This window comes from Virgisporangium aurantiacum (assembly GCF_016863635.1).
GTDB lineage: Bacteria > Actinomycetota > Actinomycetes > Mycobacteriales > Micromonosporaceae > Virgisporangium > Virgisporangium aurantiacum.
In genome coordinates this window covers 319,304-345,098 of record NZ_BOPG01000033.1, presented here as the reverse complement: position 1 = coordinate 345,098, position 25,795 = coordinate 319,304, and the positions used below count along the sequence as shown (strand labels likewise).

Sequence of the window (25,795 nt, the reverse complement as noted above, 5' to 3'; positions counted from 1 at the left end):
GTGTTCGACAGCTAGGCCGGACACTCGTAGTCAACAGTTGTCGGGCTCTGCCCGAATAGGTACTTCTGCACAGCGTGCGGATCGACCGCGGCGTTGAGGACCTTCACGGGCTCCTCGGTGACCGTTCCGTCGACGATCGAGTACGACCGCACCTCGACGACCTCGGGGTCGCGCGTCGACACGAGCAGGTAGTGGGCACCCGGCTCGCCGGCGTAGGAGATGTCGGTACGCGACGGGTAGGCCTCGGTGGCCGTGTGCGAGTGGTAGATCACCACCGGCTCCTCGTCACGGTCGTCCATCTCGCGCCATACGCGCAACTGCTCCATCGAGTCGAACCGGTAGAACGTGCTGGAACGCTCGACGTTGTCCATTTCGACCAGCCGCTCCGGGCGGTCGCTACCGATCTTGCCGGCCACGACACCGCACGCCTCGTCGGGGTGGTCCCGGCGGGCGTGCGCGACGATCGCCTCGAGAATCTCGGCGTCGATGGTCAGCACGTCATTCAGATTACCTTGCGCCGGCGGCGGATCTAGTAACCGGCCAGCGCTTCGACCAGTGACGCCTGCAGCAGGGTCAGGAACGCGTACACGGATAACTGCTGCACACGCGGGGAAGTGGGATCGGCGAGCACCGCGTCGTCGATCTCCGCTTCGAGATCTGTGTCGTCGCGCACATCGATCCGCAGGCCGAGCGCGAGCCGGGCGTCGGTGAGCGCCCGCAGCCAGGTGGCCGCCTGCTCCTCGTCGAGCCGCACCGTGCCGCCGCCGCGCGGGAGCAGGTCGAGCACCGTGCCGGCCTGGTCGAGCTTGGCCGCCTTCAGGTCGTCGTCGGTGTAGCGGTGCAGGTCGGTCGAGGCTTCCGCGTCGTCGGGGTAGAAGTCCGGGAACAGGCGGGCGACCACCGGGTCGGCCCGGTCGAGGTCGTCGGTGACCAGCTCCATGACCTGGCTGAGCACGTCGCGCAGCACCTCGGACTCGATGGCGTCGAAGCTCGCCACGCAGGCCGACCTGCGCCGGTGGAAGCCCGTCAAGATTGCGACACCGTCGCCCACAGCCCGTACGCGTGCAGCCGTGACGCGTCGTGCTCCATCCGCTCGCGGGCACCGCTCGACACGATGGCCCGGCCCTTGTGGTGCACGTCGAGCATGAGCTGTTCGGCCTTCTCCTTGCTGTAGCCGAAGAGCTTCTGGAACACCCAGGTGACGTAGTTCATCAGGTTCACCGGGTCGTTGTGCACGATCGTCATCCACGGCCGGTCGGCGTCGGCCACCTCGTCGATGTCGGGAGTTTCGACCGGACTGGTCATCGGCGCGGCCATGACCTCCACTGTAATCCCGGACCGCTCAGGCGAGCAGCACCCCGTGGTCGACCGCGTCGCCGGCCAGGGCGCCCACGGCCTCGGCCAACTCGGCGAACCGGGCGTCGAGCGCCGTGTCGACCGCGCGGTGCACGGACTCCGCCGCGTGGTGCAGCCACTCCCGCGCGGCCACCTGGTCGGGCACGCCGCGGTAGTGCCACATGAGGTGGCAGTTGCCGGAGACGGCCAGGTTGACGGGCGGGAGCAGGCTGGGCGAGAACAGCCCGGTGGCCGAGACCGCGTCGGCCGCGCCGGACACCGCCGCCACTCCCGCCGTCGCCGTGACCAGCAGCGTGCGGTCGTCGGGTTCGACCCGGCGCCACAGCGCCGTGGTGACGCGCACCAGGTCGGACTCGCGCAGCCGGCCCTCGACCACCGCCGAGAACACGGCGGCCACGAGGTCGCGGGCGGCCATGTCGAGGCAGGCGGACGCGCGCAGCGACAACGCGTGCAGTTCGGTGTCGAGCGCCTCGGGCAGCCGCAGCGGGTCGGCGCCGCACCGCTCGACCAACGCGTCGAGGTCGTCGGCGAACAGGTCCTTGACCGCCGACCGGTGCTCGCCCAGCCGGGTGGCGAGGACCTGCCGCCACGCCGCGTCGTCACCGGTGACGACGGGCGCGGGACACAGTTCCACCGGGTCGGCCGACCGCGGCGTGGGCACCCGGGCCGACGCCGGCCCCGACAGCCAGTGTGGCGACCGCAGGTCGGCGGCGATCGCCGTGACGTCCTCGATCGGGTACCACACGGCGGCCGCGAGCGCCGGAATCTGGCCGACCACGGCGGCCCGCTCGGCGTCGTTCGAGTCGCGGACGGCGATCAGCACGACGCGGCCGGCCACCGCGGCCAGCGCGGCGAGTTCGGCCCGGCGCGCCGGCGACAGCGGCTCCCCCGCGTCGATCAGGTAGACCAGCCCGTCGGCGCAGCGCACGGCGTCGGCGACCACGGTGGTGCGCGCCGTACCGGGCATGCCGTCGGGCGCGACGATCAGGTGCACGTACTCCAGCGTGGGCGCGGGCACCGACAGGGCGACCCGGCGCGGTGGCCGGGTGAGCGGGCCGGTGCCGGTCGCGATGTCGCGGGGTTCGCGGTGACCCGGGATGAACGCGCGCGCACCGGCCGGACCGTGCCGGAACACCACGAACGCCGACGGCGCGCTCTCCGGCACCGCCATGCCGAGCAGGGCGGCCGCGAGCCCGTGCTGCCCGGTGCCGGCGAACACGACGGTGGGCCGTACCGGTGGCGGCTCGACCGCGCTGCCGGCACGGGCCGGCGCCGGCCGTTTCACGGGTCGGTTCATCGAAACACCTGCCCGGTCTCCGTCCGGATCGGAATCCCCCGCCGAGCCATCGCCATCACTCTGCGGCGCCGACCTACCCGACAGCACAACCGGGGTCATGATTCGATCCTCCCGATGGCACATTGATGTTCAACGATTTGTTCCGAGAATTTCGTCGCTCGGCTCGGCCCGTCAGTAATACCACGTCGGAACACTCTTGGGTACACGTCCGGGCGCGCAGAGTGATGGCAATGTCTATATGCTCCGCCCGTGGCCCCCTGGACTTTCATCGGACGCGCGGCGGAAGTGCGTCGCATGTTCGAGGCCGCCACGGGTGCCAGCGGGTGCGGCCTGATCTTTGGCGGCGCACCAGGAATTGGCAAAAGTCGATTGCTGAGATCCGTTACCGAAAATCTTGATCCGGGTCGGTACGCGCTCGTCGCGGTCACCGGTACCGCCGCCACCGCCGGCCTGGCGCTCGCGAGCCTGGCGCCCGCGTTGCCCGGCGACCTCGTCGTCAGCCCGCAGAACGGGGTCGGCCCGAACGCCGTCGCGAGCCATGCCGGGCTGGTGCGCTGGGCGCTCGACGCCCTGCACCGGCTCGCCGCCGGCCGACCGATCGTGCTCGCCGTCGACGACACCCACCTGCTCGACCCGCTGTCGGCCGCGCTGGTGCACCACCTCGCCCGCACCCGGCAGGCGACCGTGATCGGCACGATCCGCACCGGCGTACCGACGCCGGAACCGGTGCGGGCGCTGTGGATCGACGACCTGGTCGACCGCGTCGACCTCGGGCCGCTCAGCGCCGGCGACACCGCCGACCTGCTGCAGGCCGTGCTCGGCGGGCCCGTCGAGGCGCGGTCGGTCGACCGGTTGTGGCGGCTGACCACCGGCAACGCGTTGCTGCTCCGGGAACTCGTCACCGCGGCGCGGACGAGCGGCGACCTGGTCGAGGCGTGCGGCATCTGGCGCTGGACCGGCCGGTTCGCGCTGACGCCCACCCTCACCGACGTGGTCGACCACCGCATCGGCCCGCTCGAACCGGCGGTGCGCGACGTGCTCGAACTGGTCGCGTTCGGTGCGCCCCTCGGGCTGCCGTTGCTGGTCAAGGCGACCGACAGCGCGGCGGCCGAACAGGCCGAGGAGCGCGGCCTGATCACGGTGACGCGCGACGACCGGCGCACCACCGTGCGCCTCGCCCATCCGCTCTACGGCGAGGTGGTGCGGCAGCGCTGCCCGCTCACCCGGGCCCGCCGCCTCCAGGCCGACCTCGCCCACCTGATCGAGGCCACCGGCGCCCGGCGCGACGACGACGTCCTGCGGATCGCGGCCTGGCGGGTCGACAGCGACACCGGCACCGACCCGCGCCGCCTGCTCAAGGCCGTCCGGCAGGCGTTCCGGCTGCACCGACTGCCGCTCGCCGCCCGGTTGAGCCGGGCCGCGCTCGCCGACGGCGGCGGCGGGTTCCAGGCCGCCGAGGTGCTGGCCACTGTGCTGTTTCTCACCGACCGGCCCGGCGAGGCCCTCGCGGTGCTCGACGCGCAGAGCGGATCCAGCCTGCGGTGGCGGTGCCTGCGCGGCGTCGTCGCGTACTGGGGGCACTTCGACACCACCGCACCCGACGCGCTGGCCGACGGCCGTCGCGCGCACGCGCGTCCCGTCGAACAGTCCTGGACGCGGGCGCTGGAGTCGCTGATGCGCCTGCACCACGGCGAACCCCGCGCGGCCCGGCAGCTCGCCGGCGAGGTCCTCGACGATCCGGCGAGCCCGCCGGGCCCCCGGGCCCTCGCCCGCACCGCCATGGCCCACCTCCTGGCCGCCGGCGGCGCGCCGGCCCGCGCGCGGGCGATGGTGGAGCCCACCGGCAACCCGTACCTCGGCCTCGCCGCGGAGCTCGCGCACGGCACCGCGCTGCTCATCGCCGGCGACGTGGCCGGGATCGACAAGCTGGTCGGCACCGACGACGGCGACGGATTCGCGGTCCGCTCCGGTTACCGGGCCGTGCTCGCCGCACAGGCGGCCCGGCTCCGCGGCCAGCTCGCGGCCGCCGGCCAGCTCGCGGCCGAGGCCTGCGCGCTGCTGGCCGACGGACGCGTGTACGCCGGGCTCGCGCACGCCGAGCGCGCCCACGTGGCGGCCCTGTGCGGCGACGCCGACCTGGCGCGGTCCGCGATGGCCGACGCCGACGCCCGGCGCGTGCCGGCGATGGCGGTGCTCGACCCGTGGTTCGAGCAGGCCCGGGCCTGGGTGGTCGTCGCCGGGGGCGACCAGGCCGGCGGCGTGACGATCCTGCGCCGGCTCGCCGAACGGCTCGGCAACGACGGGTTCCACGGGCACGAACTGCTCGCGCTGCTCGACCTGGTACGGCTCGGCGCCGCGGGCGACGTGGCCCGGCGGTTGCAGTGGCTGGCCGCGTACTCCGACAACCAGCTCGCCGAGACCGTCACCTGGTACGCCGACGCGATGGCCCGCCGCGACGGCCCGGCCCTGCTGACGGCGATGGAGCGGTTCCAGCGGCTCGGGATGAACCTGTACGCCGCCGAGGCGGCCGCCGTCGCGGTGAGCCTGCTCCGGGCGGTGCGCTCGGCCGCCGCCGGCGGTGCCGCCGAGGAGCTGGCGAACCTGCTGGCCGGCTGCCCGGGCGCGCGGACACCGGCGCTGCGGGTCAGGCAGCCGGCGTTGACGAACCGGGAGCGCGAGATCGCCCTGCTCGCCGCCGGCGGGGTGGCCAGCAAGGAGATCGCCGAGCGGCTGTTCCTCTCGTCGCGGACGGTCGACAACCACCTGATGCGCGTCTACGCCAAGCTCGGTGTGAGCGGACGCACGGAACTGGCCACCGCCCTTCGTGCCCTGCCCGATCTCGCCGAGCGCTTACCCTCAGAGGCGTGATCACCTCACTTCTCACCGACCATTACGAGCTGACGATGGTCAGCGCCGCGCTCCGCGACGGATCCGCCGACCGGCCGTGCGTGTTCGAGGTGTTCGCGCGCCGGCTGCCGTCGGGGCGCCGGTACGGCGTGGTGGCCGGTACGGCGCGGGTGATCGAGGCCGTGTCGGCCTTCCGCTTCGGGCCCGACGAGCTCTCCTACCTGCGCACGGCCGGCGTGGTCGACGAGCAGACGCTGGACTGGCTCGCGAACTACCGCTTTTCCGGAGACATCGACGGCTACGCCGAAGGGGAACTGTTCTTCCCCGGGTCGCCGATCCTCACGGTCTCCGGAACGTTCGCCGAGTGCGTCGTCCTCGAGACGCTGATCCTGTCCGTGCTCAACCACGACGCGGCGATCGCGGCCGCCGCGGCCCGGATGGTGACGGCGGCGCGGGGCCGCCCGATCATCGAGATGGGCTCGCGGCGCACGCACGAGGAGGCGGCGGTCGCGGCCGCGCGGGCCTCGTACCTGGCCGGCTTCGCGGCGACGTCGAACCTGGCGGCGGGAGCCCGGTACTCGATACCGACCGCGGGCACCGCGGCCCACGCGTTCACCCTGCTGCACGACGACGAACCGGCCGCGTTCGCGGCGCAGGTGGCGGTGCTCGGGCCGGGCACCACGCTGCTGGTGGACACGTACGACATCACCACCGGCATCCGCAACGCGGTCGAGGTGGCGGGCCCGAAACTCGGCGCCGTGCGGATCGACTCCGGCGACCTGTCGGTACTGGCCGGGCACGCGCGGGACCTGCTCGACTCGCTCGGCGCGACCGACACGCGCATCATCGTCTCCGGCGACCTCGACGAGTACTCGATCGCCGCGCTGGCCGCCGAACCGGTCGACGGGTACGGCGCCGGTACCGCGGTCGTCACCGGTTCCGGTGCGCCCACCGCCGGCCTCGTCTACAAGCTGGTCGAGGTGGCCGGGAAAGCGGTGGTGAAGCGGTCGGAGAACAAGGCGACGGTGGGCGGCCGCAAGACGGCCGTGCGGCGGCACAAGCCCACCGGCACGGCGGTGGAGGAGATCGTGGCGGCGTCCTGCACCCCGTCCTCCGAACCGCACGACCGGGCGCTGCAGCGTCCGTTCGTGCGCGGCGGTGTCGTGCAGGATCTGCCGACGCTCGCGGAGTCGCGCGACCTGCTGCGGCAGAATCTGATCTCGATTCCGTGGGAAGGCCTGAAGTTGTCGGCCGGCGACCCGGCGGTCCCGGTGACGGTAGTGACCTCTGGAGGTTCCTGAGATGACCCGCGCGCTGATCCTGGTGGACGTGCAGAACGACTTCTGCGAGGGCGGCTCCCTGGCCGTCACCGGCGGGTCCGCTGTGGCCGCGTCGGTGAACGCCCTGATGGCGTCCTACGACCACGTGGTGGCCACGAAGGACTACCACGTCGACCCGGGCGCCCACTTCGGCAACCCGCCCGACTACGTGGACTCGTGGCCCGTGCACTGCGTCGTCGGCACGGCCGGGTCGGACTTCCACCCGGCACTCGTGACCGACGGGATCGAGGCGGTGTTCACGAAGGGCGAGCACGCGGCCGCGTACTCGGGGTTCGAGGGATTCGCCGACGACGAGGGCCTCGCCTCGTGGTTGCGCGCCCGCGACGTCACCGCGGTCGACGTGGTGGGCATCGCCACCGACCACTGCGTGCGGGCCACGGCGCTGGACGCGGCCCGGGAGGGATTCGCGACCACGGTGCTGCTCGACCACACCGCCGGGGTGGCGCCGGCGACGACCGAGACGGCGCTCACCCAGCTACGCGACGCCGGGGTGACCCTGGTGGGCACCCCGATCGTCAGCGCTTCCTGAATTGTTCGAGGGGAGCCGGCGCGAGTATGGCGCCGGCTCCCGGCGTGTCACACCGGTTGGGCGACGGCCTGTCCGGGGAGCTGCCCCGGAATTCGTCGCTGGGCGACGACACCGGCAGGTGCCGGTACCCCGAGCACGTCGGACACCCCGAGCACCGAGAACAGCCTGGCGATGAACGGGTTGACGTCGCGGAGCAGCATTCGCACGCCACAGTCGACGCAGATGCGGCTCGCCACCACCAGGGTGCCTACCCCCGTGGAGTCGAGGAACGAGACTTCCTTGAGGTCGATGACGAGCACCTTCAACTCGCCGCCGGCCAATAGCATTGAAACCTCTTCGCGGAACTGCTGTGCGGTGGTGTAGTCCACCTCGCCGCGCAGGGCTATGACGAAGGTCCGGTCGGCCTGCGCGCCTGTCTTGATCGACAAACTCACTGGGTTCGCTCCCGAGGAAACGGTCTAGGGACGGTGCCCTAGGAAATGAGAGCGTAGCGGACCTCGGGTCCGTGCGCCAGCATTGAAATCACGCACCGTCACCCTCCAGGTCAACTTTGGTTACACTCCGGCGACACCCTACAACAAGATCACGAACGATTTGGCGGCTCCCCACCTTCCGACACCGTCATGATCAGCAATAACACCGGTCCCTAGCTTTCCGATCGTCAATGGGAGCGCTCCAACATCCGTTCCTGTGAGTTCTCAGATAAAAAATTCCGGACCCCCACCCAACTGGGCAGGGGTCCGGAATCGGCGCTGGTGGGCCTCAGTGGCGGGACGGCGTGTCTTCCTCGTACGTGGCGCCGCCGTCGCTCTCCGACGACAGCGGGCGGGCACCGCCGGCCGGCGGGCTGCTCAGCGAGTGGCCCGGCGCGTGCTCGGGGAACTTCGCGTCGAACGCGGGCCGCTCCGACCGGATGCGCGGCATGCGGTCGAAGTTGCGCAGCGGCGGCGGGCAGGTGGTGGCCCACTCGAGCGACATCCCGTGGCCCCACGGGTCGTCGACCTCGACGAGCCGGCCGGCCTTGTACGACTTGTAGCAGTTCCAGATGAACGGCAGCGTCGAGGCGCCCAGGATGAACGCGCCGACCGTGGAGATCATGTTCCACGTGGTGAAGCCGTCGCCCACCTGGTAGTCGGCGTACCGGCGGGGCATGCCGCGGTTGCCGAGCCAGTGCTGGATCAGGAACGTGGTGTGGAACCCGATCATGGTCAGCCAGAAGTGGATCTTTCCGAGGCGCTCGTCGAGCATGCGGCCGAACATCTTCGGGAACCAGAAGTAGACGCCGGCGAACACCGCGAACACGATCGTGCCGAAGAGCACGTAGTGGAAGTGGGCCACCACGAAGTAGCTGTCGGACACGTGGAAGTCGATCGGCGGGCTGGCCAGCAGCACGCCCGACAGGCCGCCGAAGAGGAACGTCACGAGGAAGCCGACGGCGAAGAGCATCGGCGTCTCGAACGTCAACTGGCCGCGCCACATCGTGCCGATCCAGGTGAAGAACTTCATGCCGGTGGGCACGGCGATGAGGAACGTGAAGAACGAGAAGAACGGCAGGAGCACCTGGCCGGTGGCGAACATGTGGTGCGCCCACACCGCCAGCGAGAGGCCCGCGATCGCGATCGTCGCGCCCACCAGGCCCTTGTAGCCGAAGATCGGCTTGCGGCTGAAGACCGGGATGACCTCGCTGATGATGCCGAAGAACGGCAGCGCGATGATGTACACCTCGGGGTGGCCGAAGAACCAGAACAGGTGCTGCCAGAGCATCGGGCCGCCGGTGGCGGGGTCGAACACGTGCGCACCGAGGCGCCGGTCGGCCTCCAGGGCGAACAGCGCCGCCGCGAGGAGCGGGAACACCATGATCACCAGGAGGCTGGTGATGAGGATGTTCCAGGTGAAGATCGGCATCCGGAACATCGTCATGCCGGGCGCGCGCAGCGTCAGGATCGTGGTGATCATGTTGACGCCACCGAGGATCGTGCCGAGACCGCTGACCGCCAGGCCGAGGATCCACATGTCGGCGCCGACGCCCGGCGAGTGCGTGGCGTCGGAGAGCGGCGTGTACGCCGTCCAGCCGAAGTTCGCGGCACCTCCCGGCGTGGCGAAGCCGAGCACGGCGAGGGTGCTGCCGAACGCGTAGAGCCAGTACGCGAACGCGTTCAGCCGCGGGAACGACACGTCGGGCGCGCCGATCTGCAGCGGCACCACGAAGTTGCCGAACGCGAACACGATCGGTGTGGCGAAGAACAGCAGCATGATCGTGCCGTGCATCGTGAACAGCTGGTTGTACTGGTCGACCGAGAAGATCTGCAGCTCCGGCCGGGCCAGTTCGGCGCGCATCAGCAGCGCCAGGAACCCGCCGACGAAGAACCAGACGAACGAGGTGACCAGGTACATCAGCCCGATCAACTTGGCGTCGGTGGTTCGCAACAAGCGGCCGATCATCGAGCCCTTGACGGCCCGCCGGACCGGGTAGGGCCGGGTCACGATCGGCTTCGGTGCGACGGTGGTCACGAACGGCCTCCTGCGCGCAAGCACCGGAATTTCCCGCACCCGATGCGTTGAACTGCGGTTCTGCTGTCGACCGCAGAATAGTCCTCTCGGGACGGCCGGGCAGGCGCGGGGTCAATTGCCGCGCCGCAAAGGTCACGATTCGATATAGGAAGCATCCGTGGGGCGGCCGGAACGGTCCCTTCAGAAATCTGCGGCGAATTGGGAGGACGATGCTCAGGCTCGCGCCATGGATCCGCGCACCACTGCTGCTGTTCGCCCGTCCCGGCGTCGCCTTCGCGCTGCTCGCCGCCGCCTTCGTGGCCAGCCTGCCGGCCGCGGCGGCCCCGCTCTTCCTCGCTTCCGCCCGCAACGCGGCGCTCAGCAACCAGATCGCCCAGTCGTGCCGGTGGAGCTCCGGCGCGCACGTCACGGCGAGCCTCGCGGTCACGTCGGTGCAGGCGGGGCAGCCGCCGATCAGCGACCCCGAACTGGTCGCGTACCGGAAGGCCAAGCTCGCCCAGCTCGCGCCGGCCGGGCTCACCGCGCCCGTGCACAGCGTGTGGATGACCACCGGCGGCGCCGGCAACGGCAAGGACCTCGGCCCGGTCAACTACATGACCCGCGACGGCTTCGCCGAGCACGTCAAGCTGCAGAGCGGCGGCACCGGCCCGGGCGTGTGGCTGCCCGACCGGTTCGCCAACCAGGCCGGGCTCAAGGTCGGCGACCAGTTCACGATCGTCGGCTACAGCCGGGCCGTGATCGGCGCCCCGGCCGAGGCGGCGCGCAACGCCGTCCTGCCGGTCGCCGCGATCTACACCGACCTGCGCCAGACCCCGTTCGACCCGTACTGGTGCGCGCACCGGGTGCTGTACGAGGGCGAGCCCGGCCAGGAGTTCACCAACCGGCCGATCGCGCCGCTGGTGCTGATCGACGAGCCCACGTTCATGAGCGGGGCGATCAACGTCAGCGCGCCGCAGATGCGGAACGACGCCGACTTCGCGCTCGTCGACCCGAAGATCGACGTCACGAGCGCGGCCCGCCTCGCCGCCGGCGTCGACCGCATGCGGCAGGAACTGCAGCGCGACCCGCGGACCAACGCGAGCCTGACGTTCATCGGGTACATGCCGCAGTACGTCCCCCGTACCGACCTGGTGCGGCGCAGCCTGGTGCCGCCGGTGCTGGCGATCACCTCGGCCGGCGTGTCGGTCGGCCTGCTGGTGGTGGCCGCCGCGGCGCTGTTCTGGGTGCAGCGCCGCCGCCGCGAGCTCACCGTGCTGGCCGCGCACGGGGTCGGCCCGGTGCCGCTGGGCGTGAAGGCGCTGCTGGAGGCGCTGCCGGCCCTCGTCGTCGGCGCCGCCGCCGGCTGGTGGGCGGCGTTCGTGCTGGTGCGCGGCGTCGGGCCGTCGTCCGTCCTCACCGCCGACGCCCGGCCCCGGTCGATGCTGGCCGCCGCCGCGGCGCTGGCGGCGGCGCTCGCGGTGGTCGCGGTCGCGGCCGGCATGCGGTCGCGGTCGCTCACCGACGTGGTGACGCGGCACCGCCGGGTCCGCCTGTTCGCGCTGCCGTGGGAGTTGACCCTGGTGGCGGCCGGTGTCGCCGCCTGGTTCCGGCTCGACGACAGCACCGAGGCCACCTCCGACGGCTTCGGCGCGGTGGCCCAGGTGCCGGGCCGGCTGCTGATCGTCCCGATCCTGGTGATCATCGGGCTGGCCGCGTTCGGCGGCCGGCTGGGCACCCGCTGGCTGCGACGGCGCGCGCTGCACCCCGGGTCCCGTCGCCCCGCTCTTTTCCTCGCGGGCCGGCGCCTCAGCCGGGAGGCGGCGATCGCCGCGATGCTGGCCGGCGCCACCGCCGTGCCGATCGCCTTCGCCGCGTACGGTGCCACCGTCAACGGCTCGGTCCGCGCGACGCTGCAGGCCGAGGCCGGCTTCATGATCGGAGCGGACGTCGTGGTGACGCTCGCCGAGCCGGCCGCCGTTCCGCCGTCGCTCGCCGGCCGCACCACCGAGGTGTCGCGGGTCGGCAGCGTGCTCGTCGGCGGGATCCAGACCGACATCCTGGTGATCGACCCGGCCACGTTCACCCGCGACGCGGCCTGGGACGACCGCCCGATCGGGCTCTCCGACGACGACGCGATGCGAATCGTGCGCGACGGCGGTGCGGTCGGTGCCCGTCCGCTGAAGACCGGCGACCAGAAGATCACCTACATCGGCCGGGAGTACCCGTCGGTGCCGGTGACCGCGGTCGACGGCCTCATGGCCAGCCAGGGCAGCTACCCGACGATGCTGATGTCCCGGGAGACGGCCGGCGACCTGGTTCAGCGCGGCACGCCGCAGCTGTGGATCCGGGGCGACGCGGCGGAGATCCGGCAGCAGCTGACCGACGCCGGCCTGCCGGTGTCGCGGATCTCGGTGGCCCGCGAGTTGTACGGCGACACGGTGTTCGAGGCCGTCACCTACACCTTCGACTACCTGGCCGCGCTGTCGCTGCTCACCGGCCTGATCACGGCCGTCGGGCTGCTGCTGTACCTGGAGAGCCGGGCACCGGCGCACCGGCGCGGCTACGCGTTGCTGCGGCGCATGCGGTTCCGGCCCGGGTCGCACCGTACGGCGCTCGCGGTCGAGTTGTCGGCGCCGCTCGCGGCCGGGCTGGTCGGCGGGACGGCGTTGGCGTTCGCGATCGTCGCCGTCGTCTCCGACGAGTTCGAGATCAACACGACGCTGCCGCCGGGTACGGTCGTCGCCATCCCCTACCCGGTCCTCGCGGTGACGGCGGCGGCGGTGGCCGTCATCGCGCTGCTCGCCATCGGTTACGCCCAGCGCCGGGTAGGCAGGGCGACTCCAGCGGAGGTGCTACGTGAGGTCGCCTGATGCGGTTGCCTGCCGGAGCGTGGAGCGGGCGTATCACCTGGACGCCGCCGAGGTGCCGGCCCTGCGCGGGGTCGACCTCACGATCCCGCGCGGCTCGTTCACGGCGCTGGTGGGGCCGTCGGGTTCCGGCAAGTCGACGCTGCTGCGCCTGCTCGCCTGCGTCGACCGGGCCGACCGCGGGCAGGTGCTGATCGACGGCACCGACGTCACCCGGCTGTCGCGCGGCCGCCGGGTGCGGATGCGCCGCAAGCGGATCGGCTTCATGTTCCAGAGCCCGGCCGACAACCTGCTCGAGTACCTGTCGGTGCGGCAGCACCTCGAGCTGGGCGCGCAGTTGCGCGGTCTGCGCCGGTCCGGTTCCGAGGTGACGGCGATGCTGGAGCGCCTCGGCCTGCTCGACCGGGCCGATCATCTCCCGCACCAGCTCTCCGGCGGCGAGCAGCAGCGCACGGCGATCGGGTTCGCGGCGATCGGTCCGCCGGCCGTGCTGGTCGCCGACGAGCCCACCGGCCAGCTCGACCACGGCACCGTCGACTCGGTGCTGGCGGCGTTCGCCGTGCTGGCGTCGACGGGGGTGGCCGTGGTGGCCGCGACCCACGACCCGGTGGTGGCGGGGCGCGCCGATCAGGTGATCCAGATGCGCGACGGGCAGGTCGTCACATGACCGTTGTCGTGGAGAACCTGACGAAGCGGTTCCGGCGGGGCGCGGAGACCGTGACGGCGCTCGACGACGTCACGCTGGTGCTCAACCCCGGCGAGCTGACCGTGGCGGCCGGGCCGTCCGGGTCCGGCAAGACCACGCTGCTGTCGATCATCGCGGGCTTCGAGACGGCCGACGCCGGCGCGGTGCGGTTCGAGTCGCCGCTGCCGGTCGGGGCCGATCCGCTGGCGATGACGTGGCGCGACCTGGCGTTCGTCCCGCAGGCCCTGGCCCTGCTCGACGAGCTGACCGTGCGCGAGAACGTCGAGATGCCGGCGCTGCTCGACCCGTCGGCGCTTCGCGGCGAACCCGCCGAGGAGCTGCTGGAGAGGTTCGAGATCGGGCACCTCGCCGACCGGTACCCGTCGATGACCTCGGGTGGCGAGCAGCAGCGCACGGCGGTGGCCCGGGCGTTGCGCCTGCATCCGCCGCTGCTGCTCGGCGACGAGCCCACCGGTCACCAGGACCGCGGCCGGATCGACCTGGTGCTCGGCATCCTGCGCGGGCACGCGTACGCCGGCAACGTGGTGCTGATCTCCAGCCACGACGAAGCGGTGATCTCGATGGCCGACCGGGTGGTGACGCTCGCCGACGGCCGTCTCGTGTCGGACAAACGTACCGGCGTCAGCCGATAGTTTTACAGCGATGACCGGCGTGACTACAGTGACGGACGTTTCAACAGTTCGCAGTTAGTTGATCACTCAACGCAAAATCGCCGGGGGTGAACCGTGGACGCCGACTCCCTCACCAACCGGCTCGCCGCCGGACTGGTCCGCGTCGCGGTCACGGCGCAGACCGACACCGTGGCGCCGGGCGAGGAACCGAAGATCGAGCGCACCGTCGCCCAGCAGCAGATGCTGTTGCTCCTGGCCCGCCGTGCGGAGACCTACCGCCTCACCGAACTGGCCAGCCTGCTCGGCATGACCGTGCGCACCGCGGTGTCCACCAGCGGCGCCCTCGCCCGGGAGGGCCTGGTGCAGATGCGCCCGAGCCCGTCCTACGCCCCGGACGAGGTACGGGTGATCCTGACCACGAAGGGCCGGGCCGCCGTCCCCGAGCTCGCGAACTGGGCCGACGCCCTGCTGGGCGAGGTGGAGAACCTCGACGAGGCCGCGCAGGAGAAGGTCCTCAACCTGGTGACCGACCAGATCGCCGCCCTGCAGCGGGCCGGCCGCATCCCGGTGACGCGGATCTGCCTGACCTGCCGCTTCTTCGACGGCTACGCCCACCCGGGCACGAACCTCCCGCACCACTGCCACTACGTCGACGCCGCCTTCGGCTACCGCGAGCTGCGCCTGAGGTGCCCCGAGCAGAGTCCCCCCGCGAACTAGTCGGACTCGGCGTCGGGGCCGCCGCCGGAGCTCAGGCGTTCGTCGCGGGCCCGTGGGGCCTCCAGCCGCAGGGGTTCCGGGGCGGCCACCTCGGCGCGGAGCCGCGGCAGGGCCGTCGGGTGTTCCAGCCTGATCCACTCGACGAGGCGTTCGCGGACGTCGCAGCGGAGGTCCCACAGCGTCGGGGCGTCGTGGGCGCTGACCAGGGCGCGGATCCGCACGAACGAGCCGGTTGCGCCGGTGACCTGCAGCGTGCAGGTGCGGCCGTCCCAGCGTTCGTTCTCCTTCACGGCCAGTTCCAGCTCGGAGCGTAGCGACTCGACCGGCACCGACCAGTCGAGGTCCAGCTCGACGGCGCCGATCACGGCGGCCTCGGTGCGGGTCCAGTTCTCGAACGGGGTGGTCAGGAAGTAGGACGTGGGCAGCACCAGCCGGCGATCGTCCCAGATCCGGACCACCACGTAGGTGAGCGTGATCTCCTCGATGCGGCCCCACTCGCCCTCCACGACGACCACGTCGTCGAGGTGCAGGGCCTCGCTGAACACGATCTGCATGCCGGCGATCACGTTGCTCAACAGGCTCTGCGCGGCCAGGCCGGCGATCACACCGGCGATGCCGGCCGAGGCGAGCAAGCTGGCACCGGCGGCGCGGAACGCGGGGAACGTGAGCAGCATGGCGCCCACCGCCACCACCGCGAACACGGCCATGCCGAACCGCCGGATCACGCTGATCTGGGTGTGGACACGGCGGGCGTGGCGATTGTCGCGCACGTCGGTGCGGAAGTGCGACAGCGCCAGGTCCATGGTGATCATGAGGGCGGCGATGGCGCCCCAGGCGAGCACGGCGATGTCGGCGAGGTAGAGGACGTGTCTCGCGCCCTCGTGCCAGTCGGCCGCCGGCAGCCCGTTCAGGGTGGCGTGGCAGGCGAGCAGGACGACACCGAGGTGGGCGGGCTTGCGGCCGTGCCGCGAGATCGCGGCGGCAACCGGGCTGCGCCGGGCGATCCGGGCCAGCAGCAGGTGCAGGACCCACAGCACCGCGAAACCGGCGACCAGGATGCCCAGGCCCACGCCGATCGGGAGGAGTGCGTCGGACATCGTTCCTCACTACCCGGTGAAGGTTGCCGCCACCAGACAGGGTGAGTAATGACTCAGCTTGTGATCGAGTGACAAACGCCGATAGGTTGCGCCAACGGATCCCCACTCGGGAGGCGCCGCCATGCCGCACAGTCTGCCAGCCTTTCCGGTTCGGACGCGATGGGTCCGCGGTGTCGGCATCCTGCTCGCCGCCCTGTCCCTGTTACTGGGCGGTACGCCGGCGACGGCCGCGCCACGCGCGACGGCGGCCGGCGGGTACCTCGTGGCGCACTACCAGCGCCCGGCCGGCGACTACACGGGCTGGCAGCTCCAGGTGGGCGAAGCCACGTACCCGTTCGCGGGCGAGGACACGTACGGCCGGTTCGCCTGGGTCACCGCCACCGGGGTCGTCGAGCTGAGCGTGGTCGGGCCCGGCGGGGTCGAGGACATCTCGGTCTCCGTCGATCCGTCCCGGTCCGCCGAGGTCTGGCTCAAGCAGGGCGACGACGACGCGCACTCCTCGCGCGCAGCCGCGACCGGCACCGTCACCGTCCACTATGGACGCAGCCAGCCCGGCTGGGGGCTGCACCTCTGGGGTGACGGCGTGGCGCCGGAGGCGCGCACCGACTGGGCGGCGCCCCGCCCACCCGACGGCGGCGACGCGTTCGGCGCCCGCTGGAACGTGCCGGTCGGCCGGGTGGACCAGCCGTTCAAAGTCATCGTCCACAGTGGAGACACGAAGGATCCGGTGAACGACCTGACGCTGACCCCGGCCACGCAGGGCGAGGCGTGGATAAACCCGGGCGACGCGACCGTGCACCGCTCGGCGGCCGCGGCCGAACACACCGCCGTGCTGCACTACCGGCGCGCCGACGGCGACTACACCGGGTGGGGCCTGCACGTCTGGGACGGCGCGGCCACTCCCACCAGCTGGGCGGCACCGCTGCTCCCGGAGCGGATCGACCCCTTCGGAGCGGTGTTCCGGGTACCGTTGGCCAGCGGCGCAACCACTCTGGCGTACATACTCCACAAAGGCGACACCAAGGACCTTCCCGACGACCAGTTCCTCGATCTTGCCGGGATCGGCTCCGAGGTGTGGATCCTCTCCGGCGAACCGAGGTACCTGCTACCCATGTCGCTCGAAGGCGCACCGGACACCGACATCACGCGGCAGCGTGCGGTCTGGATCGACCGCGACACCATCGCGGTCCGGGCCGACCAGACCGAGGGCCGGCGGTACGAGCTGCGGTACGACCCGGCCGGCGGGATGTCCATTGTGGACGGTCAGCTGGTCGGTGGCGCCGCGCTGCGGCTGCAGCCGGCCGGCGCGCTCACCGAGGCGCAGCGGCAGAAGTACCCGCACCTGTGGGCGTACACCGCGTTCAGCGTCGACCCCGCCGACCGCGACCGCGTGGTCGAGGCGCTCCGCTCGCAACCGGTGTTCGCCGAGTACCAGGCAGACCGGCTGACGCTCGCCACCGGCGTGCAGATCCCCGGCGCGCTCGACGACGTCTACCGGCGGGCCGCCGCCGAGCGGCTCGGCCCGCAGTTCCACAGTGGACGGCCGTCGCTCGCCGTCTGGGCGCCGACCGCGCGCACCGTGGAACTGGAACTGTTCGACACGCCCACGTCGGTCGCCGCCGTGAAGCAGATGCGCCGCGACGACGCCACCGGCGTCTGGAAGACCACCGGCGAGCGGGCGTGGAGCGGCAGGTACTACCGGTTCCGGGTGACGGCGTGGCAGCCGGCCGCGCAGGCGGTCGTCACCGCGAGCGTCACCGACCCGTACTCGGTGGCGCTGTCGGCCAACTCGACGCACAGCCAACTGGTCGACCTCAACGATCCGGCCCTCGCCCCGCCGGACTGGCGGGGGCTGCGCAAGCCCGCGCTGCCGGCCCGGCCGCAGATCCAGGAGGTGCACGTCCGCGACTTCTCGATCGCCGACGAGTCGGTGCCGGCCGAGCACCGGGGCACGTATCTGGCGTTCGCCGACCGCGACGGCACGGGGATGCGGCATCTGCGGAGCCTCGCCCGGGCGGGCGCCAACTACGTCCATCTGTTGCCCGTCTTCGACATCGCGACGATTCCCGAGCGCCGCGCCGACCAGGCGCAACCACCGTGCGACCTCGCGGCCCTTCCGCCGGACTCCGCGGAACAGCAGGCGTGTGTCGAACAGGTGCGGGACACCGACGGTTACAACTGGGGCTACGACCCGTTTCACTACAACGTTCCGGAGGGTTCGTACGCCACGAACCCGGACGGGCCGGCCCGCACCCGGGAACTGCGGCAGGCCGTCGCCGGGATCAACCACGCGGGACTCCGGGTGGTGGTCGACGTCGTCTACAACCACACGCCCGCGGCGGGCACACATCGGTACTCGGTGCTCGACCAGATCGTGCCCGGCTACTACCAACGGCTGCTCGACGACGGCACCGTCGCGAACTCCACCTGCTGCGCCAACACCGCGCCCGAGAACATGATGATGGGCAAGCTCGTCGTCGACTCGGTGGTGCTGTGGGCCCGACAGTACAAAGTGGACGGTTTCCGGTTCGACCTCATGGGTCACCACCCGAAGGCGAACCTGCTCGCCGTCCGCAAGGCCCTCGACGAACTGACGGTCCAGCGCGACGGCGTCGACGGCAAGCGGATCCTGTTGTACGGCGAGGGCTGGGACTTCGGCGAGGTGTCCGGGAACCAGCGGTTCGAGCAGGCGACCCAGCGGAACATGGCCGGCACCGGCATCGCCACGTTCTCCGACCGGCTGCGCGACGCGGTGCGCGGCGGCGGCCCGTTCGACCCCAACCCGCGCCTGCAGGGCTTCGGATCGGGCCTCTACACCGACCCGAACGGCGACCCGGTGAACGGCTCCCTCGACTACCAGCGCGAGCGCCTCCTGCACTACCACGACGTGGTGCAGTTGGGGCTGGCCGGAAACCTGCGCTCGTACACGTTCACCGCGTCCGACGGGCGCACCGTCACGGGTGAGCAGGTCGACTACAACGGCTCGCCGGCCGGGTACACGGCCGCGCCGGCCGAGGCGGTGACCTACGTCGACGCGCACGACAACGAGATCCTGTACGACGCGCTGGCGTTCAAGCTGCCGCAGAGCACCGCCGCGGCCGACCGGTCGCGCATGCAGACGCTGTCGCTGGCGACCACCGTGCTCGGGCAGGGCACCGGGTTCGTCGCCGCCGGGTCCGACCTGCTGCGGTCGAAGTCGCTCGACCGTAACTCCTACAACTCCGGTGACTGGTTCAACGCGATCCGGTGGAACTGCCGCAGCGGCAACGGGTTCGGGCACGGCCTGCCACCGGCGGCCGACAACGCCGACAAGTGGCCGTACGCGCGTCCGCTGCTCGCCGATCCCGCGTTGGTGCCCGACTGCGGCGAGATCGCCGCGAGCGGCGAGCGCTACGCCGACCTGCTGGCGGTGCGGTGGTCGTCGCCGGTGTTCGCGTTGCCGACCGCCGAGGAGGTGCAGCGCCGGCTGGCGTTCCCGCTCGCCGGGCCGTCGGCCACGCCGGGCGTCATCACGATGACGCTCGACGCGCGCGGCGTCGACCGGCGGTGGAAGAGCATCGTGGTGGTGTTCAACGCGACGCCGCAGCGGCAGACGCAACGGGTCGACGCGCTGGCGGGCGCCCGGATCGCGCTGCACCCCGTGCAGGCGAAGGGCGCCGACGCGGTGGCCCGCCGGGCGACGTTCGACGCCGGCACGTTCACGGTGCCGGCGAGAACGGTTGCGGTATTCGTGCAAACCTGAGCGTCCCCGCCGTTTCGCCGTCACCCTGGAAGGGCGATGACGGACGCACAGACCGCGGTGCTGCACGCCGGCCCTTCCGGTTCGGCGCTGCTGATGCTGCTCGAAGAGGTCGCCCGCGCGGCGAACGAGGCCGACTCCGTCGAGGAGGCCGGTAGCGTCGCGTTGCACGCGGTCTGCCGGTTCACCGAGTGGCCGGCGGGTCACCTGTGCGTTCCCGATGCCGACGATCCGACGGTGCTCGTGTCCAGCGGCGTCTGGGCGCTGCCCGACGCGGGTGCGGCCGACTACGGCCCGCTGCGCCGGGTCACCGACCCGCTCCGGTTCCCGCGCGGGGTCGGCCTGCCCGGCACCGTCGCGGCGACCGGCGCGCCGGTGTGGTCGGTCGACGTGGTGTCCGACCCCGGTTTCATCCGCGCCGACGACGGCACGAACCTCGGGATCGTCTCGGCGATGGCACTGCCGGTGATCGGCCGGGCCGGGGTGATCGCGGTGCTGGAGTTCTTCAGCCGGGTGCCGTTGGAACCGCAGGAGGACCTGTTGCGGGCGCTGGGCACGATCGGCACCCAGCTCGGCCGGGTCGCCGACCGGGTCTCCGCGCAGCGGGAGGTCGAGACGGCCGCCCGGCGCCTGGAGGAGATCATCGAGACGTCGGCCGAGGCGTTCGTCGAGATGGACGCCGACGGCATGATCCAGGCCTGGAACGCCGCCGCCGAGCAGATGTTCGGCATCCCCCGCGACCTGGCCCTCGGGCAGTCACTGGCCGAGACGATCGTGCCGCCGCACCTGCGCGACGCGCACCGCAGCGGCATCGCCCGGTTTCTCGCCACCGGCGTCCAGACGGTGATCGGCCGACGCATCGAGATCACGGCGTGGCGGCCCGACACCGGTGAGTTCCCGGTCGACCTCGCGATCTGGGCCCGGCGGGACGGCGACTCCTGGCGGTTCAACGCGTTCCTGCACGACATCCGCGACCGCAAGCGGGGCGAGGAGGCGTTGCAGGAGGCGCTGCAGCGGGAACGCGCGAACGCCGCCCGGCTGAAGAAGCTCGACCAGGCGAAGGACGACTTCGTGGCGACCGTCTCGCACGAGCTCCGCACGCCGTTGACGAGCATGAGCGGCTACCTCGAACTGATGCTCGACGGCGACGCCGGGCCGGTGCCGGAGCACCAGCAGCGGATGCTCCAGACGATGGCCCGCAACGCCGGCCGGCTCCGCGCGCTGATCGAGGACCTGCTGCTGGTCAACCAGATGGACGCCGGCAACCTGCACCTCGAGCTCGAGTCGACCCCGCTGCCCGGGCTGGTGAACCGGGCGGTGACGGCCGTGACCGGGCTGGCCGACGCCCGGTCGCAACGAATCGAGGTGGGGCTGGACCCCGACCTCGGCCCGGTGCTCGCCGACGCCGCCCACCTGGAACGGGCCGCCCGCGCGCTGCTGACCAACGCGGTGAAGTTCAGCCCCGACGGCGCCGCGATCCGGGTGCTCGGCCGGCGCACGGACGGCGAGGTGGAACTGGCGGTGGTCGACGAGGGGGTCGGCATCGAGGCGGAGGACCTGCCGCGCCTGTTCGACCGGTTCTTCCGGACGACCCAGGCGACCCGGGCCGCGGTGCAGGGCGCCGGGCTGGGCCTGACGATCGCGCGCCGGATCGTCGAGGAGCACGGCGGCACCATCTCGGTCTGCTCGAAACTGGGCCGGGGCTCGACGTTCCGGATCCACCTGCCGGCGTCGACCTGATGCGGAAAGGGGACCCGCTCGCGGGTCCCCTTGCATTTTTCCGAACTTACGGCTGGACACTCGCCTGCGAGCCGGCCTGGAACGGAACCCGGGTGCCGGTGTTCAGGTCGACCAGCGTGACCCACGAGTGGCCCTGGTACTTCGCGGTCACCAGCGCGCGGTCGGCGTCGACGTAGGCAAGCTCGCGGTCGTTGCTGGTGCCGACCTGGCGCCGGCCGCTACCGTCGGCGGCCGCCTCGGTGATGGTCATCGCGGTGCCGTCGAACGTGGTCCAGGCGACCTTCGCGCCGTCGGGGCGGTAGGCCGGCACCACCGCGAAGCCGTCCTCCGAGCCGCCGCCGCCGAAGCCGGCCATCGTGCGCTCCATGCCGGTCTCGATGTTGCCGATGCTCAGGCAGTCGTCGAAGATGCTCTCGCAGTCGCCGCCGCTGAACGCGATGCGCTTGCCGTCGGGCGACCAGGCGATCGCGTCGTCGGTGCGGAGGCGGTCGGTCAGCGAGGCGGCCTGGCCGGCAGCGTCAGCGGCGGTCGGCGCGGTCGGCGCCGGCAGGGCCTGCTCGCGGCACGCGGCCGGGAAAAGAACCTCGGGGACGCCGTGCGGCGCGGCCGCGCGGATCCGGTACACGCCCGAGCCGCCGAGGCAGTCCGGCGCCGAGTAGGCGATCCACTGGCCGTCCGGGGAGAAGGCCGCACCGGCCGCCTTGCCCTCGGTCACCTTGTGCTGGGCGGTGCCGTCGGCGTTCATCTGCCACAGTTCGCCGGCGTGCAGGTAGGCGAGCGTGCGGCCGTCGGTCGACCAGCGCGGGCGGCTGTTGCCGGCGGTGGCGGTCAGCTTGGTCTCGCCGGCGCCCTTGCTGGTGTAGATCGCGCCGTCGCGGGCGTAGGCGACCGACTTGGCCAGGGTGGGGGTGGTCGTCGCGGCCTGCGCCGGCGCACCGACCAGGAGTGCGGTGCCACCGGCGAAGATCCCGGCGGCGGCGATGACCGTGATGCGGAGGTTCCTGAACATCGCGTTTCCCCTTACGTGCGACCGGCTCGCAACCGTCCTGCTTGCCTCGCCCAGAGCTTCGGCGCACCCGTCGGCGACCTGAAGCAAACCTCTCGGCAACTTCCCGGGGAATCCTCGTCGCCGACTGGTGGTTGTTTGCGTGATTTGGAGGCTTTTCAGCCTTTCGTCCGATGAGCGTCCCCTGATCGTCCCGGGCGCTAGTACTTCGCGCGGACGACCAGCGGGATGATCAGCCAGGTGACCGCGAACAGCAGCCCGAGGCCGGCGACGAACCAGAACGCGGTGCTCTGGGCCGACACCACCGCGACGATCAGGAACACGGCCAGCAGCACCGCCACCGCCAGGCAGGCCAGGCCGGCCTTGGCGAGCCAGTCGGCCGTGGTGACCAGTTGCGGCTTGAGCCCCTGCCGGAACAGCAGGCGGTGCATGGTGACCGGCGCGATCAGCAGCGCCGTGGCCATCGCCGTGACGCCCAGGGTGGCCAGGTACTCCTGGCGGAGGCCGGTGCCGACCTCTTCGGCGAACCGCTGCTGGAACGGGATCGTCAGCAGGAAGGCGAACAGGATCTGGATCCCGGTCTGCGCGACCCGCAGTTCCTGCAGAAGTTCGTTGTAGTTCCGGTCGGCGCGTTCGATCGGGGTCTCGTCGCGCATGTCCTGGTCGTCGTGAGGGGTCACACGCCGGTTCTACCCCGAGTTCGCCTTCTGTTAATCACCGTTGTCGCTGATCGCTCCGGGCGCTAAATTGGCCGTACACGCGAAAGGAGGTGGTCCAAAGTTGAGTATTAATTGGACACGTGAGGTGGCTGTCCACTAGCCCCCGTCCGTCCCACTTTTGCAGTACGGGCCGCACGGCGGCTTGTGTAAGTCCAGACAACTACCCGACCCCCGGGGTGCCGGCCAGTCCAGTCGGCCCGCTCGAGCGGACATTCCACTCGCGCGGTCAGCCCCGGGGGTTGTCTGTATTCCGAGGGGGTAGATCGTTAGTGGCCGATCCGCTGCACGAACTCGACTCCGCCGCACAGCCGCTCGCCCTGGTGCACGACGCCGCGGCGCCGTACCTCGCGTCGCTCGCCACGCGTCCCGTCGTCGATCCCGACGCCGCCAAGCTGCTCGACGGGCTGGGCGGGGCGCTGCCCGAGACGGGCACGGGCGGGCCGGAGACCGTCGAGCGGTTGCTCGGGATCGGTACCGCGGCGGCCACGGCGTCGTCCGGGCCGCGGTTCTTCCACTTCGTCACCGGCGGCGCCACGCCGGCCGCGCTCGCCGCCGACTGGACCGCCGCCCTGCTCGACCAGAACGCGTTCGCGCGGATCAGTTCGCCGCTCGCGCACGAGGTCGAGACCGTCGCGCTGGACTGGCTCCGCCAGCTCGTCGGGCTGCCCGACGGGTGGGGCGGCGCCCTGGTGGGCAGCGCGACGTTCGCGAACTTCACGTCGCTGGCGTGCGCCACGCACTGGTGGGGCGAGCGGCAGGGCGTCGACGTCGCCGACACCGGGCTGGTCGGCCTGCCCCGGATGCCGGTGCTGTCCGGCGGCTACGTGCACTCCAGTTCGCGCAAGGCGCTGCAGATGCTCGGTCACGGGCGGAACACGGTCGAGGTGTTCGCGCGCGACGGCGTCGGGCGGGTCGACCTGGCCGCGCTCGAACGGCGGCTGGCCGGGTGCGGGCCGGCGGTGATCATCGCGAACGCCGGTGAGGTCAACGCCGGCGACTTCGACCCGCTCGCCGACCTCGCCGACCTGGCCGGGCGGTACGGCGCCTGGCTGCACGTCGACGGCGCGTTCGGGCTGTTCGCCGCGGTCTCGCCCCGGAGCAGGCACCTCACCGACGGCATCGAGCGGGCCGACTCGATCACCGCCGACGGCCACAAGTGGCTGAACGTGCCATACGAGAGCGGGTTCGCGCTGATCCGCGAGCCGTCGCGGCTGGGCCGGGCGTTCGGCATGCCGGGCGCGCCGTACCTGCCGGGACCCCAGGATCCGGCCGGTGGCTACGGGTTGTTCGGGCCGGAGTCGTCGCGGCGCAGCCGGGCGATGCCGATCTGGGCGACGCTCGCCGCCTACGGCCGCGCCGGGTACCGGGAGATGGTCGAGCGGCACCTCGACCTCGCGCAGCGGCTGGCCCGGCTCGTCGACGAGGCACCCGACCTGGAGCGGCTGGCCGACGTCCCGTTGTGCATCGTGTGCTTCCGCGCGCGTCCGCACGGCGTCCCAGAAAAAGATCTTGATGACCTCAACCGCAAGCTCGGCGCGGACCTCCTCGCGGATGGCCGGGTCTTCGCCGGAACAACGGTGTACGACGGCAAGGTGGCACTGCGGCCGGCGATCGTGAACTGGCGCACCACCGCCACGGACGTCGACGCGTTCGTGGCGGTGGTGCGTTCACTCGTCGCGCGGCTTGTCTAGCCGCAGGTCTCCTGGCCCTTCGGGCCGACCGGAACCGCCGGCACCGTGTCGACCACCTCGGCCGACAGCAGCGCCGTCGACGCGGTCTGGGTGCCGACCGGCGCCTGCGCCTTGGCGGCGTCGATGACGAACTCCCGCTCGCCGAGGTACTGGAACGTCGCCGGGTCGAAGACCAGCTCCTCGCGCAGACCGCGGGCGGTGTCGCGGTAGCCGACCGCGACACCGGTGCGGCCGGCGGCGTCCTGCGCGTTCTCGATCAGTTCCAGACCGGGGATCAGCGCCAGGGCCCGGTACAGGGCGGCCCGCTGGGCCGGCGGCAGGTACGCCTCCCGCACCAGGTCGGCGGCCGCCTGGAAGGTCCGCTGGTCGAGCGGGTTCTTGTTGGCGGGGACGCGACGCAGTTCGGCGAGCATCCCCTCCGGTGTCGTCGGCAGCTTGCTGACGTGGGCGAAGTCGGTTCTGGCCCAGTCCGGTGTGCCGGGGCAGCGCTTGATCAGGCTCGCCTCCTTCCGGCCCACCTGGCTGCGCGCCGACGGCGGGATCGGCTGACCCGGAATCGCCTTGGGATCCAGGTAGGTGCTCTCCACGGCGCCGTCCCGGACACCGTCGGCCGGCGACCACAGCGTGCGGTCGGTGCGGTAGAGGTAGCGGCCGTCCGGACCGTCGGCGACGTACATGTGGTTCGACCGGATCGCGATGACCTGGTCGGGGCGCGGGTTGAGGTCGGGCTGGTCCGTCGTGGCGGTCGCGGCGAGGTCGAGGACCTGGGTCGCCGACGTCAGCTTCAGGGGTGTTTCCTGTTGCGGTGTCTTATTTTTGGGTGGTATCGGCCCGTTCTGCGTCGCGAGGACGCCGACGGCCACCACGGCGGCCAGGCCCGCGGCGAGCCCGGCGGCCCAGGCGAACCGCCCCACTCTTACGCCCTGCCGGTGGCGGGGCGGCTCGCGGCGGATCGCCGTCATCAGGCGGGCCTCGGCGGCCCGGGTCACGTCGTCGGGCGGTAGTGGCACCTCGGACCGCATCGCCTGCAGGGTGTGCATCTC

Annotated in this window: 20 protein-coding genes; 10 read left to right on the top strand and 10 right to left on the bottom strand. The window is 71.8% G+C overall.

The window, feature by feature from the left end; translation table 11 throughout:
- Positions 1 to 11 precede the first annotated feature (11 nt).
- The 4 genes from Vau01_RS27205 to Vau01_RS27190 are packed head-to-tail and all read right to left on the bottom strand — an operon-like array spanning position 12 to position 2,653.
- Positions 12 to 497: a M67 family metallopeptidase gene (locus Vau01_RS27205; protein ID WP_203997929.1), complete on the bottom strand. Its 486-nt coding sequence runs from the start codon at positions 495 to 497 to the stop codon at positions 12 to 14.
- Between the two features lie 32 nt (positions 498 to 529).
- On the bottom strand, positions 530 to 1,051 hold the full coding sequence (locus Vau01_RS27200; RefSeq protein ID WP_203997926.1) for a DUF2017 domain-containing protein: 522 nt from the start codon (positions 1,049 to 1,051) through the stop codon (positions 530 to 532).
- Complete coding sequence (gene clpS / locus Vau01_RS27195) at positions 1,027 to 1,317, bottom strand: ATP-dependent Clp protease adapter ClpS (protein WP_203997923.1); 291 nt, start codon at positions 1,315 to 1,317, stop codon at positions 1,027 to 1,029. The genes Vau01_RS27200 and clpS overlap by 25 nt, the downstream gene beginning before the upstream one ends.
- A gap of 25 nt (positions 1,318 to 1,342) precedes the next feature.
- Positions 1,343 to 2,653 (bottom strand): hypothetical protein, encoded by a 1,311-nt coding sequence (locus tag Vau01_RS27190; RefSeq protein WP_203997920.1) that lies wholly within the window; start codon positions 2,651 to 2,653, stop codon positions 1,343 to 1,345.
- Positions 2,654 to 2,902: 249 nt separating this feature from the next.
- Here Vau01_RS27190 and Vau01_RS27185 point away from each other — a divergent pair, with 249 nt between their 5' ends.
- Genes Vau01_RS27185 through Vau01_RS27175 form a run of 3 tightly spaced genes read left to right on the top strand, consistent with a single transcriptional unit; the run spans position 2,903 to position 7,369 of the window.
- The gene (locus Vau01_RS27185; RefSeq protein ID WP_203997917.1) at positions 2,903 to 5,521 is read left to right on the top strand and encodes a helix-turn-helix transcriptional regulator; all 2,619 of its coding nucleotides are present in this window, start codon (positions 2,903 to 2,905) and stop codon (positions 5,519 to 5,521) included.
- Positions 5,522 to 5,556: 35 nt separating this feature from the next.
- On the top strand, positions 5,557 to 6,801 hold the full coding sequence (locus tag Vau01_RS27180) for a nicotinate phosphoribosyltransferase (protein ID WP_239151902.1): 1,245 nt from the start codon (positions 5,557 to 5,559) through the stop codon (positions 6,799 to 6,801).
- A 1-nt stretch (position 6,802) separates the two neighbouring features.
- Positions 6,803 to 7,369, top strand: coding sequence for an isochorismatase family protein (locus Vau01_RS27175; protein ID WP_203997911.1), 567 nt, complete (start codon positions 6,803 to 6,805; stop codon positions 7,367 to 7,369).
- 47 nt (positions 7,370 to 7,416) lie between these two features.
- Here Vau01_RS27175 and Vau01_RS27170 read toward each other — a convergent pair whose 3' ends face one another.
- Positions 7,417 to 7,803, bottom strand: coding sequence for an STAS domain-containing protein (locus Vau01_RS27170; RefSeq protein WP_203997908.1), 387 nt, complete (start codon positions 7,801 to 7,803; stop codon positions 7,417 to 7,419).
- Between the two features lie 328 nt (positions 7,804 to 8,131).
- The gene (gene ctaD, locus Vau01_RS27165) at positions 8,132 to 9,880 is read right to left on the bottom strand and encodes an aa3-type cytochrome oxidase subunit I (RefSeq protein WP_203997905.1); all 1,749 of its coding nucleotides are present in this window, start codon (positions 9,878 to 9,880) and stop codon (positions 8,132 to 8,134) included.
- A gap of 209 nt (positions 9,881 to 10,089) precedes the next feature.
- Here ctaD and Vau01_RS27160 point away from each other — a divergent pair, with 209 nt between their 5' ends.
- The 4 genes from Vau01_RS27160 to Vau01_RS27145 all read left to right on the top strand — a co-directional run bounded on the left by Vau01_RS27160 (position 10,090) and on the right by Vau01_RS27145 (position 14,760).
- A complete protein-coding gene (locus Vau01_RS27160; protein ID WP_203997902.1) occupies positions 10,090 to 12,729 on the top strand; it encodes a hypothetical protein in 2,640 nt (879 codons plus the stop codon).
- Positions 12,716 to 13,393: an ABC transporter ATP-binding protein gene (locus tag Vau01_RS27155; RefSeq protein WP_203997899.1), complete on the top strand. Its 678-nt coding sequence runs from the start codon at positions 12,716 to 12,718 to the stop codon at positions 13,391 to 13,393. Before Vau01_RS27160 ends, Vau01_RS27155 begins: the two co-directional genes overlap by 14 nt.
- Positions 13,390 to 14,064: an ABC transporter ATP-binding protein gene (locus tag Vau01_RS27150; protein ID WP_203997896.1), complete on the top strand. Its 675-nt coding sequence runs from the start codon at positions 13,390 to 13,392 to the stop codon at positions 14,062 to 14,064. The genes Vau01_RS27155 and Vau01_RS27150 overlap by 4 nt, the downstream gene beginning before the upstream one ends.
- 93 nt (positions 14,065 to 14,157) lie before the next feature.
- Positions 14,158 to 14,760: a winged helix DNA-binding protein gene (locus tag Vau01_RS27145; RefSeq protein WP_203997893.1), complete on the top strand. Its 603-nt coding sequence runs from the start codon at positions 14,158 to 14,160 to the stop codon at positions 14,758 to 14,760.
- Here Vau01_RS27145 and Vau01_RS27140 read toward each other — a convergent pair.
- Positions 14,757 to 15,857, bottom strand: coding sequence for a mechanosensitive ion channel family protein (locus Vau01_RS27140; protein ID WP_203997890.1), 1,101 nt, complete (start codon positions 15,855 to 15,857; stop codon positions 14,757 to 14,759). The genes Vau01_RS27145 and Vau01_RS27140 overlap by 4 nt on opposite strands.
- A gap of 121 nt (positions 15,858 to 15,978) precedes the next feature.
- Between Vau01_RS27140 and pulA the strand changes: the two genes are divergently transcribed.
- Together pulA and Vau01_RS27130 are read left to right on the top strand one after the other, a co-directional pair.
- Positions 15,979 to 19,599, top strand: a complete 3,621-nt coding sequence (gene pulA, locus Vau01_RS27135) for a pullulanase-type alpha-1,6-glucosidase (protein WP_203997887.1) — start codon at positions 15,979 to 15,981, stop codon at positions 19,597 to 19,599.
- 36 nt (positions 19,600 to 19,635) lie between these two features.
- Positions 19,636 to 21,336, top strand: coding sequence for an ATP-binding protein (locus Vau01_RS27130; protein WP_203997884.1), 1,701 nt, complete (start codon positions 19,636 to 19,638; stop codon positions 21,334 to 21,336).
- Positions 21,337 to 21,382: 46 nt separating this feature from the next.
- Here Vau01_RS27130 and Vau01_RS27125 read toward each other — a convergent pair whose 3' ends face one another.
- Both Vau01_RS27125 and Vau01_RS27120 read right to left on the bottom strand, forming a co-directional pair.
- Positions 21,383 to 22,345 (bottom strand): TolB-like translocation protein, encoded by a 963-nt coding sequence (locus tag Vau01_RS27125; RefSeq protein ID WP_203997880.1) that lies wholly within the window; start codon positions 22,343 to 22,345, stop codon positions 21,383 to 21,385.
- A gap of 197 nt (positions 22,346 to 22,542) precedes the next feature.
- Positions 22,543 to 23,022 (bottom strand): DUF6328 family protein, encoded by a 480-nt coding sequence (locus Vau01_RS27120; RefSeq protein WP_239151872.1) that lies wholly within the window; start codon positions 23,020 to 23,022, stop codon positions 22,543 to 22,545.
- A 308-nt stretch (positions 23,023 to 23,330) separates the two neighbouring features.
- On the opposite strand from Vau01_RS27120, the gene Vau01_RS27115 reads away from it, so the two are divergent.
- Positions 23,331 to 24,752, top strand: a complete 1,422-nt coding sequence (locus tag Vau01_RS27115; protein WP_203997879.1) for a pyridoxal phosphate-dependent decarboxylase family protein — start codon at positions 23,331 to 23,333, stop codon at positions 24,750 to 24,752.
- Here the strand turns inward: Vau01_RS27115 and Vau01_RS27110 are convergent.
- On the bottom strand, positions 24,749 to 25,792 hold the full coding sequence (locus tag Vau01_RS27110; protein WP_239151901.1) for a CU044_5270 family protein: 1,044 nt from the start codon (positions 25,790 to 25,792) through the stop codon (positions 24,749 to 24,751). The genes Vau01_RS27115 and Vau01_RS27110 overlap by 4 nt on opposite strands.
- Positions 25,793 to 25,795: the final 3 nt, after the last annotated feature.

Coding starts and splice junctions, on each gene's coding strand:
- Vau01_RS27125 (WP_203997880.1), bottom strand. CDS start 22,345: ATGTTCAGGAACCTCCGCATCACGGTCATCGCCGCCGCCGGGATCTTC.
- pulA (WP_203997887.1), top strand. CDS start 15,979: ATGCCGCACAGTCTGCCAGCCTTTCCGGTTCGGACGCGATGGGTCCGC.
- Vau01_RS27110 (WP_239151901.1), bottom strand. CDS start 25,792: ATGCACACCCTGCAGGCGATGCGGTCCGAGGTGCCACTACCGCCCGAC.
- clpS (WP_203997923.1), bottom strand. CDS start 1,317: ATGGCCGCGCCGATGACCAGTCCGGTCGAAACTCCCGACATCGACGAG.
- Vau01_RS27175 (WP_203997911.1), top strand. CDS start 6,803: ATGACCCGCGCGCTGATCCTGGTGGACGTGCAGAACGACTTCTGCGAG.
- Vau01_RS27190 (WP_203997920.1), bottom strand. CDS start 2,653: ATGAACCGACCCGTGAAACGGCCGGCGCCGGCCCGTGCCGGCAGCGCG.
- Vau01_RS27150 (WP_203997896.1), top strand. CDS start 13,390: ATGACCGTTGTCGTGGAGAACCTGACGAAGCGGTTCCGGCGGGGCGCG.
- Vau01_RS27130 (WP_203997884.1), top strand. CDS start 19,636: ATGACGGACGCACAGACCGCGGTGCTGCACGCCGGCCCTTCCGGTTCG.
- Vau01_RS27180 (WP_239151902.1), top strand. CDS start 5,557: ATGGTCAGCGCCGCGCTCCGCGACGGATCCGCCGACCGGCCGTGCGTG.
- Vau01_RS27160 (WP_203997902.1), top strand. CDS start 10,090: ATGCTCAGGCTCGCGCCATGGATCCGCGCACCACTGCTGCTGTTCGCC.
- Vau01_RS27140 (WP_203997890.1), bottom strand. CDS start 15,857: ATGTCCGACGCACTCCTCCCGATCGGCGTGGGCCTGGGCATCCTGGTC.